10 protein-coding genes and 1 pseudogene are annotated in these 13,036 nt (G+C 69.9%); 5 read left to right on the top strand and 6 right to left on the bottom strand.

The annotated features are described in order from the left end of the window. Positions 1 to 104: 104 nt before the first annotated feature. The 3 genes from ACQPXS_RS04700 to ACQPXS_RS04690 all read left to right on the top strand — a co-directional run bounded on the left by ACQPXS_RS04700 (position 105) and on the right by ACQPXS_RS04690 (position 5,426). The gene (locus tag ACQPXS_RS04700) at positions 105 to 1,112 is read left to right on the top strand and encodes a LacI family DNA-binding transcriptional regulator (RefSeq protein WP_433447194.1); all 1,008 of its coding nucleotides are present in this window, start codon (positions 105 to 107) and stop codon (positions 1,110 to 1,112) included. 127 nt (positions 1,113 to 1,239) lie between these two features. Next, positions 1,240 to 4,065 carry a SpoIIE family protein phosphatase gene (locus ACQPXS_RS04695; protein WP_433447192.1) on the top strand — a complete coding sequence of 942 codons (2,826 nt, stop codon included), beginning with the start codon at positions 1,240 to 1,242 and terminating at the stop codon, positions 4,063 to 4,065. Between the two features lie 221 nt (positions 4,066 to 4,286). Continuing rightward, positions 4,287 to 5,426, top strand: a complete 1,140-nt coding sequence (locus tag ACQPXS_RS04690; protein ID WP_433447190.1) for an ABC transporter substrate-binding protein — start codon at positions 4,287 to 4,289, stop codon at positions 5,424 to 5,426. Between the two features lie 15 nt (positions 5,427 to 5,441). On the opposite strand, the gene ACQPXS_RS04685 is transcribed toward ACQPXS_RS04690, so the two are convergent. The 5 genes and pseudogenes from ACQPXS_RS04685 to ACQPXS_RS04665 all read right to left on the bottom strand — a co-directional run bounded on the left by ACQPXS_RS04685 (position 5,442) and on the right by ACQPXS_RS04665 (position 9,891). Next, positions 5,442 to 6,626: a cytochrome P450 gene (locus ACQPXS_RS04685; protein WP_433447188.1), complete on the bottom strand. Its 1,185-nt coding sequence runs from the start codon at positions 6,624 to 6,626 to the stop codon at positions 5,442 to 5,444. 31 nt (positions 6,627 to 6,657) lie between these two features. Then, complete coding sequence (locus tag ACQPXS_RS04680; RefSeq protein ID WP_433447186.1) at positions 6,658 to 8,013, bottom strand: NAD(P)/FAD-dependent oxidoreductase; 1,356 nt, start codon at positions 8,011 to 8,013, stop codon at positions 6,658 to 6,660. After that, complete coding sequence (locus ACQPXS_RS04675; RefSeq protein WP_351801883.1) at positions 8,003 to 8,212, bottom strand: ferredoxin; 210 nt, start codon at positions 8,210 to 8,212, stop codon at positions 8,003 to 8,005. Before ACQPXS_RS04675 ends, ACQPXS_RS04680 begins: the two co-directional genes overlap by 11 nt. Before the next feature lie 222 nt (positions 8,213 to 8,434). After that, on the bottom strand, positions 8,435 to 9,121 hold the full coding sequence (locus ACQPXS_RS04670; protein ID WP_433447184.1) for an SDR family oxidoreductase: 687 nt from the start codon (positions 9,119 to 9,121) through the stop codon (positions 8,435 to 8,437). 103 nt (positions 9,122 to 9,224) lie between these two features. Next, a pseudogene (locus ACQPXS_RS04665) lies at positions 9,225 to 9,891 on the bottom strand (nitroreductase). A gap of 204 nt (positions 9,892 to 10,095) precedes the next feature. Here ACQPXS_RS04665 and ACQPXS_RS04660 point away from each other — a divergent pair. Further along, positions 10,096 to 10,827 carry an SDR family oxidoreductase gene (locus ACQPXS_RS04660; RefSeq protein WP_433455708.1) on the top strand — a complete coding sequence of 244 codons (732 nt, stop codon included), beginning with the start codon at positions 10,096 to 10,098 and terminating at the stop codon, positions 10,825 to 10,827. 343 nt (positions 10,828 to 11,170) lie between these two features. Beyond that, complete coding sequence (locus ACQPXS_RS04655) at positions 11,171 to 12,439, top strand: lysylphosphatidylglycerol synthase transmembrane domain-containing protein (protein ID WP_433447182.1); 1,269 nt, start codon at positions 11,171 to 11,173, stop codon at positions 12,437 to 12,439. On the opposite strand, the gene ACQPXS_RS04650 is transcribed toward ACQPXS_RS04655, so the two are convergent. Next, positions 12,338 to 12,940, bottom strand: coding sequence for a TetR/AcrR family transcriptional regulator (locus ACQPXS_RS04650; protein WP_433447180.1), 603 nt, complete (start codon positions 12,938 to 12,940; stop codon positions 12,338 to 12,340). The genes ACQPXS_RS04655 and ACQPXS_RS04650 overlap by 102 nt on opposite strands. Positions 12,941 to 13,036: the final 96 nt, after the last annotated feature.

Below are 13,036 nucleotides of genomic sequence, written 5' to 3'. Positions count from 1 at the left end.
CCTCCTTTGGACCGTTCCAGAGCCTGGGCGCTCACCATGCGGCCTGCGTCTCTCGGGTGTCAAGGGCCTTTACACGGGCAGGGCCGTCATGGAACGGTCCAGTCATGAGCACTCCGACCATCCGTGACGTCGCCGAACGGGCCGGCGTGTCCAAGTCCCTGGTGTCGCTCGTGCTGCGGGGCTCGGAGGGTGTCCGGCCGGAGAAGCGCGAGGCCGTCCTCGCCGCGGTCGAAGCGCTCGGCTACCGGCCCAACGCCGCCGCGCGCAGTCTGAGCGAGCGGCGCACCCGCACGGTGGGGGTGCTGCTCAACGACATGCGCAACCCCTGGTTCGTGGAACTGCTCGACGGCCTCAACGCACGGCTGTACGACAGCGGCCTGCACGTGCTGCTGGCCGACGGCCACCTCAACCGGCGCCTCGGCGAGGACCTCACCCGGACCTTCACCGAACTCCGTGTCGACGGCCTGATCGCAGTCGGCACGCTCCAGGACCCCCAGGCCCTGCGCACGGCCGCCCGCCTGGTCCCCACGGTCGTCGCCGGCACCCGTGAACCGGTGCTGCCCGGCGTGGACATCGTCGCCAACGACGACGAGCACGGAGCCCGCCTGGCCACCGAGCACCTCATCGGCCTCGGCCACCGGCACATCGCCCACATCGCCGGTCAGGGCGCGGTCGGCGACCTGCGCCGGCGCAGCTTCGAGGCCACCATGCGCGAGCACGGCCTCGCCGACACGGCCGTCGTGGAACAGGGCGACCTCACCGAGGAGGGCGGCTACCGGGCGGCCGTCCGGCTCCTGAGCCGCGCGCCGCGCCCGACCGCCGTCTTCGCGGTCAACGACATGACCTGCGTCGGCGCGCTCTCCGCCGCCGAGGAGACCGGTCTCCAGGTCCCACGGGACCTCTCCGTGGTCGGCTACGACAACACCTACCTCTCCCGGCTGCGCCATCTGTGGCTGACCACCGTGGACAACGCCAGCCATGACGTGGGTCGGCGCGCCGCGCAGCGGCTGCTGGACCGGATCGACGAGCCGCACCGACCGCGCGAGGTCGACCTCGCCACCCCGTTCCTCGAAGTGAGAGGCACGACGGCCCCACCGCGCGCAGAGGCCTGACCGTGTGCACAGCATCCACCGCGGACCCTTCGGCCCGGCAGTGCGGGCACGTTGTCGGCGGCCCTGCGCGGACCGGCTCGACCCGGTCACCTCGGTGTTGGGCACCCGAAAACGATAGAAAGGGGGTATGGGTGAAGTTTCGGGTCGATCCGGGCGCGGTGCGCGTGATGCGTCCACGAGCACTGATGGGCCGGATCTGCCCCGCCGGAGGGGAGAGGCGTGGCGGTCGCTGCTGAGCGTGCGCAGCCTCGCCGGCCAGGTCTTCCTTCTGCAACTGGCGGTCGTGGTGCTCCTCGTCGCCGCCACCTTGCTGGCCCTCGTGGTACAGGCTCGACGCGACAACATGGCGGACGCCAAGACCCGAACGCTCTCCACCGCGCAGACCTTCGCCCACTCCCCGGGCATCGTGGCGGCGCTGCAGAGCGCGCACCCGTCGGCGGCGCTGCAGCCGTACGCCAAGGCGGCCGGCAAGGCCGCGGGCGTCGACGCGATCATCGTGTACGGGCTGAACGGCGTCACCCTCGCCCACAGCGACCCGCACCAGATCGGGAAACGCGTCATCGGGCCGTACGCGAAGGCGGCGAACGGCAAGCCGTTCACCAGCACCTTCCAGGGGTCCCTCGGGCTCTCCGTCATCTCGGCGGTCCCCGTCAAGGGACCGGACGGGCAGGTCATCGCCATCGTCTCCGTGCCCGTCACGGTCCAGAAGGTGCAGCACATGGTGAACCGGCAGCTGCCGGTCCTCTTCGGGGGCGCCGCCGTCGCCCTCGCCGTCGCCGCGGGCGGGTCGGCCCTGGTGAGCCGCCGGCTGCGGCGGCAGACCCATGGCCTGGGGCCGGTGGAGATGACCCGGATGTACGAGCACCACGACGCGGTTCTGCACGCCGTACGGGAAGGCGTGCTGATCGTCGGCGGTGACGGCCGGCTGCTGCTGGCCAACGACGAGGCACGGCGGCTGCTGGACCTGCCGGCGGACGCGGAGCGGCGGCACGTCTGCGATCTGGGGCTGGAGGAGGACCTCGCCGAACTGCTGGCCTCCGACCGCGCCGCCACCGACAAGGTGTACCGGGCGGGCGACCGGCTGCTCGCGGTCAACAAGCGGCTCACCGCACCTCACGGCTCGGTCGGCAGCGTGGTGACGCTCCGGGACACCACAGAGCTGCAGGCTCTCTCCGGCCGGGCGGAGGTGGCGCGCGAACGGCTGAAGTCGCTCTACGACGCCGGGCTGCGGATCGGCACCACGCTCGACGTGAAGCGGACCGCCGAGGAACTGGCCGAGGTGGCGGTGCCCCGGTTCGCCGACATCGTCACCGTCGAACTGCTGGACCCGGTCCTGCGCGGCGAGGAGCCCTCCGGTGGGACCGCCCGGACGACCCATCTGCGGCGCAGCGCCGTCGCCGGCCTGGACTCGGCCCATCTCCTCCACCCCGACGGCGAGCTGATCCGTTTCGTCCCGGGTCACCCCGTCTCCCTGGCGATGGCGGAGGGCCGGCCGGTCCTGGCGGGAGACCTGAGCGCCTCCGAAGCCTGGCTGGCCCAGGATCCCGAACGCGCCCGGCGGATCATCGAACAGGGCATCCACTCGATGCTCGTGGTGCCGCTGCGAGCCCGCGGCGTGGTGCTGGGCGTGGTGGACTACTGGCGCGGCGAGGGATCCCAGCCGTTCGAGGACGACGACGTGTCCTTCGCCGAGGAACTGGCCGCCCGGGCGGCGCTGTGCATCGACAACGCCCGCCGCTACACCCGCGAACACGCCATGGCCGTCACCCTGCAGCACAGCCTGCTGCCCCGCGGCCTGCCCGAACAGTCCGCACTCGACGTGGCGTACCGCTACCTGCCGGCCCAGGCCGGGGTGGGCGGGGACTGGTTCGACGTCATTCCGCTGTCCGGCGCCCGGGTGGCGCTGGTGGTGGGCGACGTCGTCGGCCACGGCCTGCACGCGGCGGCGACCATGGGCCGGCTGCGCACCGCCGTGCGCAACTTCGCCGGCCTGGACCTGCCCGTGGAGGAGCTGCTGATCCGGCTGGACGAGCTGGTGGCCCAGATCGACGCCGAGGAGATCGCCACCGCGGAGGACGGGCAGGGGATGATCACCGGGGCGACCTGCCAGTACGCCGTCTACGACCCCACCTCCGGGCGGCTGGACCTGGCCACCGCAGGCCATCCGGGGCCGGCGGTCGTCCGGCCCGACGGGACCGTCGACTTCCCCCAGCTGCCCGTGTCCCCACCCCTGGGGCTCGGTGCCGGCCTGCCTGTCGAGACCGCCGAACTGGCCGTCCCCGAGGGTTCCCGGCTGGTGCTCTTCACCGACGGACTGATCGAGGACCGCACCCGAGACGTGGACGCCGGTCTGGAGGCCCTGCGCGAGGCTCTGGCAGGGCCGCAGCGCACGCCGGAGGCCACGTGCGCGGCGGTGATGGAGGCCATGCTGTCCGACCGGCCCCGGGACGACATCGCACTCCTGGTCGCCCGCACCTGCCGGCTCGGGCCGGCGCAGGTCGCCGCGTGGGACGTGCCCCAGGACCCGGCGGCGGTGGGCCCGGTGCGCTCCGCCTGCGCCCGCCGGCTGACCGAGTGGGGCCTGGAACAGGTCGTCTTCACCGCCGAACTCATCCTCAGCGAGCTGATCACCAACGCCGTCCGCTACGGCGCCGAGCCCATCGTCGTCCGGCTGCTCCGCACGGAGCCGGTCAGCGGCCCGGCCGCGGGCACCCTGATCCTCGAGGTGGCCGACGGCAGCAGCACCTCGCCCCGGCTGCGCCGGGCGAAAGCCACCGACGAAGGCGGCCGCGGCCTCTTCCTGGTCGCCCAGTTCGCCGAACGCTGGGGCACCCGCTACACGCCCACCGGCAAGGTCATCTGGGCCGAACAGTTCCTCCACGACGGCGCCGCGCCGGAGGTGGAAGGACTCGGCGACATCCTGCTCGACCAGTGGGACGACACGGCGCTGTGAGATGACACGGCAGGGTGAGTACGGAGTGCGGCCACAGGAGTGCGCAAGCCGCGTTCCGCCGGGGAAAGACGCTGATCGCAGGCATGCAGCGCCGGATTTCAGCATCGTCGCGGCCGGGTACTCTGGCCTCGATGACCACTTGACGGACGCAGGCGACCAAGGGAAGCAGGAGGCGCGACGGGCCTCGGCGACAACCGAATCCCCCTACCCCAGGAGCAGTGGTGACCACACCCCGTGCCCGAGCAGCGGTCGCCCTCGGCTGCTCCGCTCTCGTGGCGCTGGCCCTGGGCGCCTGCGAGCACCCACCGAGCACCGGACCCCAGAAGCCGTCGCTGGCCACCTCCGCCGCGAACGCGGGCGGCATGCGTGCACTGATCGCCGCAGCCAAAGGGGAGGGCAGCCTCAGAGCGATGGCGCTGCCCCGTGACTGGGCCAACTACGGCGGCCTGATCGACGGCTTCGAGAAGAAGTACGGGATCAAGGTCACGGTCGACGATCCGCACGGCCACAGCGAGGACGAGATCGACGCCGTCAAGAGGAGGGGGAGCAGGCCCACAGCCCTCGACGTGATCGACGTGGGCGACACGTTCGCGCGGAGCGCGGCCCAGCAGAACCTGCTCGCTCCGTACAAGGTCACCGAATACGACTCGATCCCCGTGAACCAGAAGGACACGAAAGCCCGCTGGTCCAACAACTACGGGGGCTACATCTCCATCGGCTGCGACGCCAACCGGGTGAAGACCTGTCCCGAGACCTTCTCCGACCTGCTGAAGCCCGCTTACAAGGGCATGGTCGCACTCGAAGGAAACCCGACCCGGTCGGCCACCGCCTTCGACAGCGTCTACGCCGCCGCGCTGTCGAACAACGGGTCGTTCGACAACATCCAGTCGGGCCTCGACTTCTTCGCCGAGCTCAACAAGACCGGCAACTTCAACCGCCTCAACTCCACCAAGGCGACGGTCGAGGACGGCCGGACCCCCATCAGCATCAACTGGGACTACATCAACCTCCACTACGCCGACCAGCTCCGCCACAAGGGCGTCGACTGGCAGGTCGCGATCCCCTTCGACGGCAGCTTCGCCCAGTACTTCGCGCTGGCGATCAACAAGAACGCCCCGCACCCGGCGGCTGCCCGCCTGTGGCAGGAGTACCTCTTCAGCCCAGAGGGCCAGAACCTCCGGTTGGTCGGTTACGCCCGCCCGGTGCTCATGGACGTCATGAAGCAGAACGGCACCCTCGACAAGGCCGCCGCCGCACGACTGCCGTCGGTCGAGGGAACGCCGCAGTTCCCGACGGACGAGCAACTGGAGAAGGCCAGGAAGACGGTCAACCAGGGCTGGGCCAAGGCCGTTCCCGGCTAGCCGGGCCGCGCGGCCTCACAGCTGGATGGGCAGGTGGCGGGGTCCACGGAGCATGGCGTTCTGGCGGTAGGGGGGTGGGTCCTCCACGAGTTGTGCTGTGCCGAGGTGAGGGAGCAGCGCGCCGAGTGCGGCCTGGGCCTCGAGGCGGGCGAGGGGTGCGCCGTAGCAGAGGTGGATGCCGCTGCCGAAGCCGAAGTGCTGGTTGTCGGGGCGGGTGGGGTCGAACCGGTCGGGGTCGCGGAACCGCTTGGGGTCGCGGTTGCCCGAGGCGAGGGCCAGGATGACGGACGTGCCCCGGGGGATGGTGGTGCCGCCGAGGTCGATGTCGGCGGTGGGGATGCGTTCGCGCATGTGGACCGGTGGTTCGTAGCGCAGCAGTTCCTCCACCGCGCGTGGCATCAGGTCTGGTTCGCGGCGCAGGAGGTCGAGCCGGTCGGGCTGGCGCATCAGGGTGAGCACGCCGTTGGCGATGAGGTTGACCGTGGTCTCGTGTCCGGCGATGAGGAGCAGTACGGCGGTTTGCGCGAGTTCGTCCTGGGTGAGCCGCAGGGCCGGGTCGGGCTCGTTGACGAAGGCGGAGAGCAGGTCGTCGCTCGGCCTGCCGCGGCGCTGTTCGGCGAGGTTCACCAGGTAGCCGCCCATCTCCATCCGCGCCTGGTCGCCGGCCTTGTCGGTCTCGGTGGTGTCCTCGTCGGGCCTGACGTCGGCGGCCGCGACCAGGGCGTTGGACCAGGCACTGAAGAGCGGCTCGTCCTCGCGGGGCACGCCGAGCAGGCGGCAGATCACGGTGACGGGCAGCGGGTAGGCGAAGTCGTCGACGATGTCGATCCGCCGGCCCGCCTCGAAGGACGTCATCAGCTCCCTGGTGATCCGGTCGATCTCACCGCGCATGCCGTCGACCCGGGCGGGGCTGTGCGGCGGGCCGAACGGGCGCATGGCCAGGGTGCGCAGCCGGTGGTGTTCGGGGTCGTCGAGCCGCAGGAACGGCGGCTTGTGGGTCACTTCCCCGCGGGTGCGGGGGTCGGCACTCATCCGTGGGTCGTGCAGCAGAGCGGCGATCTGGTGGTAGTCGCCGACCAGACAGTTGCCGCCCGCCTGCCACACCACCGGGCCGGCCTCGCGGAGCTCCGCGTACAGCGGGTAGGGGTCGGGGCGGCTGGCGTAGTCGGTGATCCGTGCCAGCAAGGTCTCGGAGTCCATGACGGCTCCTCGTCGTTGTACGGGACGTGGGTCACACCACCGTCAGCCGGCGGTCGGGAAGGTGACCGGTGAGTGCGACGGTCGGGCCGTGGGACAGCACCGACGGGTCCGGCACCTCGGAGGGGATCGTGATGTCGGCCGCGATCGCCCGGTCGGCGGCGCCAGGCGGAGGCGGGAACGGAGCGGCCGTCTCGATCAGTTGCCGGTAGTAGTCGAGCGACTTGGCCATGTCGACGGTGACGGCGGCGGTGACCCGTCCCTGGTAGCCGTAGACCATGGCCAGCCGGCGCGCCTCCAGGGAGCCCTGTGCGATGACGATGTGGTCGAAGTAGGTGGGGACGCCCACCGACTTGATGTTGAGTCCGAACTGGGTCGACCAGAAGACCGGGATGGACAGGTGCGGGCGCTGCAGCGGCCCCGGGTTGACCATGTTGTGGGCCGCCACCTCGGCCTGCTCGACCGCGTTGCCCCAGTGCTCCAGGGAGAGCATCTGGTAGCCGAAGAGCGGGTGGGGGAAGCGGGAGACGTCACCGGCCACGAAGACGTCGTCGGTGACGATCCCGTACATGTTGAAGGCCCGGCACCCGGCGTCGCAGGCGATGCCGCGCGGGCCCGCCGCCAGCCCGGAGTCGGCCAGCCACTCGACGTTTCGGATCGCACCGAGCGCCACGACGCACACGTCCGCGCCGACGCGGCTGCCGTCGGAGAGCTGCGCGCCGGTGAAGGCGCCGTTTCCGTCGAGGGCGGTGACCGTCACCCCGGTGCGCAGGTCCACGCCGTGGTTGCGCTGCATGACGGCGGCGAGCTTCGACAGGGTGGCGCCGAGCGCACCCACCAGGGGCGCGGGGCCGCGTTCGGCGACCGTGACCTGAAGTCCCAGTTCCCGGCAGGCGGAGGCGATCTCCGAGCCCGTGAAACCGCCGCCGATCACCAGTACCCGCTCCGGCCCGGCGGCCAGCCGTTCGCTCAGCCCCGCGGCGTCCTCGCTCGTGCGCAGGGTGAACACCCCGTCCAGGGCGGCTTCCTCCACGTTGGGCCAGGGCCGTGCCCGGGTGCCGGTGGTGATCAGCAGCCGGTCGTACGGCAGCGACTCGCCGTCGGCCAACTGCACCCGCTTCGCGAGCAGATCCACACCGGTGGCGCGTACGCCCAGCCGCCATTCGGCGTCCGGGTCGCGGCGCATCGGCAACTCGGTGGTGTCCGCCGTCGCCTGCCCGAGCAGCACCTGCTTGGACAGCGGCGGCCGGTCGTAGGGCGCACGGGGTTCGTCCCCGACCACGGTCAGTGAGCCGGTGAAGCCCTCGTCGCGCAATGCCTCCGCGGCTCGCAGCCCGGCCAGCGACGCGCCGACGATCACGATGCGGCCGTCTTTCAGATCACCGGGCACCGGCCCTCACCTCTTCTCCGAGGAGGATCGCCTGCACCGGACACGCCGCCGCGGCCTGGCGCACCCGCTCGACCTGATCGTCGGGCACGGCCGTGGCGTACAGCAGCCCTTCCTCGCCGTGCAGCTCGAACACCTCCGGCGCGAGGAACACGCACTGTGCATACCCCTGGCACCGCGTGAGGTCGACAACGGTCCGCATCGTGACCACTTCCTCCGTTGTCACACCCCCCTCACCTCCAGCATGGGCGGAGACCCGGACGCTCGCACGGCGACCGCCCCGGGGAGCTGAGGGGGAAAGGGGCCTGAATCCCTGGAGGAGGCCGACCAGTTGCTCACGCGCGCGCCTGATCTCCTCGGCGCACAGGTTGAGATGGGGTCGGCGACTGCTCGCGGTGTTCTGTCAGCCGATCATCCGCCGGCCTCAGCGGTCGAGTGGTTGCGACAGAGAGTGCTTGACCTGCCTGCTCCGCTCGTCGGCGAGGACCTCGACCCGGTCGCCGGCCAGGGCTTCCATGGTCTGCTCCGCGACGTCGGCGGCGCTGATCTTGGGTGCGTCCGTGAAGGAGCTGAGGTCGGTTTCCACGAAACCGGCGTGGACGCCGACCACGAGCGTCCCCTGTTCGCGCAGGCCCTCCCGCAGCGCGCCCGTCAACGACCACTGGGCCGCTTTGGAGGCCGCGTAGCCGGGGTAGTCCGGCCGTGAGGCCCAGGAGGCGGTCGACAGCATGTTCACCAGTGCGCCGCCGCCGTTGCGGGCCAGGATGGGGGCAAAGGCCCGGGAAACCGCCCAGGTTCCGAAGTAGTTGATCTCCATCGCCAGGCGGGCGCCGTCGAGGGAGCCCGTCAGGAGCCTGGTGGTGAAGCCGCCAACACCGGCGTTGTTGATCACGATGGTGACATCCCTCGCGACGGCTGCCGCGGCGGCGATCTCATCGGCCTTGGTGACGTCCAGACGCAAGGGGATGAGGTCCTCGTCGGTCACGCTCTCGGGATCGCGGACGGCGGCGTAGACCTTGGCCGCTCCGCGGTCGATCAGCGCGCGAGCGAAGGCGTGGCCGATGCCGCGGTTGGCTCCCGTGACCAGGGCGACTGATCCTTTGATCTCCATCGCGCTCCCTTCCTGCCGGAGCCTGCACGGGTGCCACTTCCACTGTCAGCCTGCACCGAACGGCGCGTGTCTGCATGTGCTCCCGGCTCACTCCACTGACCGGCTAGCCCTGGACGAAGGTGACCGTCTCCTCGAGCGGTGCCCGGCCCGTACGGGCGTAGCCCACCGTGCCGTCCTCGAACCCCGATCGCCATGCCGCAGTAGAGGATGAGCCCATCCGGGGGCGACAGGACCTGGGCGACGGTCTTGCGATACACCGACCACGCCATTTGCGTGCAACTGTGCAGCCCTTCGGCACGGAGCAGCAGCATCACGGTCTGCAGATACATGCCGACGTCGGCCCATTGGGGCGGGCCCATGTCGCGGTCGATGTAGCAGAACAGGGCGGCGGGCGCACCGAAACAGTCCCAGTTCGCGGCGGCGGCTCTCTGGCGCGCCTCCCCGTCCTCGCGCGAAATGCCGAGCGCGCCGTAGCGCTGCTCGGCGAAGGCGGTCCGGCGCTCGCGGTAGGGGGACTTGAGTGCGGGCGGGTACATCTCGTACTCCCGCTCGTCCCAGGGGTCGCCTGCGGCCACGCGCTCGCCGGCGAGTTTCTTCAGCTCGGCCAGCGGCCCACCGGTCAGGACGTACACGCGCCACGGCTGGAGGTTCGATCCGGACGGCGCCCAAGCCGCGGCGGACAGTACGCGCTCCAGCACCTCCCTCGGGACATGCCGGTCGGTGAATCCGCGCACCGCCCGTCGGCTCCTGACCGCCTCATAGACGTCCAAGATCGCCCACCTTCCTGTATGACCGAATTCTAACCAATTGGAAATTGGAGTCGGGTGCCGTGCCCGGAAAGCCCACGCCGTCCGCTCGCCTTCAGCGGTGCCGTGGTCACGCAGGATCGCGGCGCCTGGTTCCGCGCCTTGCGAGGGCATGTTTGGTGCATAAAGTTACATATTGGACATAACCATCGGGAGATGGACGACACCATGAAATTCGCGGTCATCGGCGGAACCGGGCTGATCGGGTCACGGGTCGTGGAGATCCTCGACGAGGCCGGCCACCAGGCCGTGCCGCACTCCCCGGCCACAGGCGTGGACCTCGTGACCGGCCAGGGTGTCGAGGAAGCCGTGGCGGGCGTCGATGTCGTCATCAACCTGACGAACTCCCCGACCTTCGGCGAAACCTCGCCTGCCTTCTTCCGGACGTCGATGGACAACCTTCTTGCCGCGAGCGCGAAAGGCGGCGTCGGACACTTCGTCATCCTCTCGGTCGTCGGCGTGGACCAGGTGCCCGAACTGGACTACTACCGGGCCAAGATGCTTCAGGAGGACATCCTCAAGGCCGGCCCGATTCCGTACTCCATCGTCCGCGCCACGCAGTTCATGGAGTTCGTGGAGGCGATCCTGTCCTGGACCACCGACGGTGAGACCGTCCGTCTGCCGCGTACGCCGCTCCAGCCGATCGCCGCCGCGGACGTCTCCCGTGTCGTCGCCGAAGTGGCCGCCGGCACCCCGCTCAACGGCGTCCTCGACATCGCCGGACCCGACGTCTACCCGCTCGACGAAATCGGCCGGCTGACCCTCGCGGCCAAAGGCGACGGGCGCTCCGTCATCACCAATGACAGCGCCGGCATGTACGCCGTCGTCCATGGTGACGTCCTCACCGCCGGGGACAACGCCCGCATCGCCCCCACCCACTACACGGACTGGCTCTCCTGAACCCGTCGGTCCCACCGCTGTGGGACCGCGCCGGCATGAAAGGGCCCCGCCCCGCGATGTCCGCTACGGCCTCTCGCGGGGACGGGGCCGCCCGCCTCCCTTGCTCAGTAAGGCGGGCTGCGGGCGGCTGTCCCCTGACGCCCGCCTCCTGAAAGTAAAACGAACGATTATTTTTTACAACCCCCGATGCCGTGTCGTCGGTCGCGCAAAGAAAACGAATGTTCGTCTTGACTGGGACCCATCGGAGCCTGCAGGATGGGCGGTGAAAAAGAGAACGATCATTCCGGGAAGGGGGTGGCGGCAGCCTGTGTGCGCCACACAGACTCCCTCCAGGTGACTCACCATGATCTATTCTTTCGGGCTGCCCCCAGGTGCTGATGAGGAACACGGCAACGACCTCAGCGCAGCGCTCAGGCACGGTGCAGCGATGAGCAGCGCGCACCAGACCGAGCCGGGCGAGCGTGGACACGACCGGATCGCGGCTTCGAGGGCGAAGGCCGGGGCGGAACAGGTGGACGCGGACGACGGATGCACGTCCCGGTCACGCTCTCGACCACGCGTCGTACTCACCATGGGCGCCGTCGTGGTGTTGTTGTGTACCGAGCTGGTGTTTGTCGCGCCGTACGCGCGTCGTGCGGCACACCAGCTGTCCCACGCTCAACCCGCCTGGTTCCTGCTGGCCGTCGCCGCGGAGATGGTGTCGATGGCGGCCTTCGCCCGGCTGCAGCGTCTGGCGCTGAGTACGGGCGGGCTGCGAGTGGGACTGCGCGCTGCGGTTTCCGCCGTGTTCGCCGGGAACGCTCTCAGCGCGACTCTGCCCGGCGGCAGCCTGGTATCGATCACCTACCGGACACGGCGTATGCGTACCTGGGGTGCCAGTGTGCCTTTGATCGGCTTCACCCATGCTGTCACCGGTGTTCTGTGCGCGGTCGCACTTGTCCTGCTTGCTGGAATCGGCGGGACTCTGGCCGGGGACAGTGCCCAGCTGGCAGGGGCGGCCATTCAACTTTCAGCGGCTTGTGCCGTCACCGTCGCCGCGCTCGCGCTCGTCCGGCGCACCCATGTGCTGCGCCGGCCGGTGAGCGCCCTGCTTCGTGTGTGGCAGGGACTGCGGCGCGGCAAGGGCGGGCAGACCTCGGCCGATGGCCTGCTGGGGGAGTTGGCCGCCATGCGGCCTCCAGCTCGCTTCTGGGTTCTGGGGCTTGGTGCTGCCCTGATCAACTGGGCCGGCGATCTCGTGTGTGTGCTCGCCGTGTGCCATGCGGTGGGCTCGGCCCCGGCCTCGGACAAGGTGCTGCTCGCCTACGTCGCCGCGATGACGGCCGTATCGGCTCTGCCCCTGCTGCCCGCGGGACTTGGCCCTCTCGACGCGGCTCTGGTCCTGACTCTGCATCACGGCGGAATGCCGATGGCGGCCGCCACGGCCGCTGATCTTCTGTACCGGACCCTCAACCCAGGACTGATCGGTGTCGCCGGGTGGTCGGTTTTGCTCGTCCGACGACATAGGCGGTCAGCGCGCGGCCGGATCCGGCCACAGAGCCCGTACCGCGTCGCCGACCCCCTCCACGAGCGTGGGGTCGAGCATGGCCGTCTGGAGGATGTAGCCGGGTAGGAAGCAGACCAGCGCGCCGGCGATCGACTCGGCAGTCACCTCCTCGGGCAGGGCGCCATTTTCCTGGTGCTCGCGCACAACCTCTGCGAGGTCGGAGCGCATCTGGGTCAGCAGCGTGCTGAACTGCCCTGCCAGCGTGGGGTTTCGCAGGGCCTCGGACCAGGCCAGCACCGCCAGCCTCGCGACATCGTGTTCCGCGGATCGAGCTGACACGAGATCGAGGAGGTCAGCGATGACCGCCCCTACGGAACTCCTCGGCCGAGTTGTGGCGACGGTGTGAACCAGCGTCACGACCTCACGCATGTTCTCTTCGGCGATAGCCAGGATCATCTCGTCTTTGCTCGCGAAGTGCCGGTAAACCGCGCCCGCCGAGAGTCCGGACTCTGCGAACAGATCCTGCATCGACGTCGAGTGGAATCCGTCGCGCAGGAAGCATCGTCGGGCCGCATCCAGAATCTGGGTACGGCGAGCGTCCATGTACTCCTGGGACACCTTGGGCATGAGGGCATCCTCTCCAAAGAAAAACGAATGTTCGTCTTGACTCGCTGTCGGCGAGCCTAGCAGACTGGATTCCTGGAGAACGATCATTCTTTTTTG

This window comes from Streptomyces sp. CA-142005 (assembly GCF_050942335.1).
Classification (GTDB): domain Bacteria; phylum Actinomycetota; class Actinomycetes; order Streptomycetales; family Streptomycetaceae; genus Streptomyces.
The sequence above is the reverse complement of the archived record's forward strand: the minus strand, read 5'-3'. Positions and strand labels throughout refer to the sequence as shown.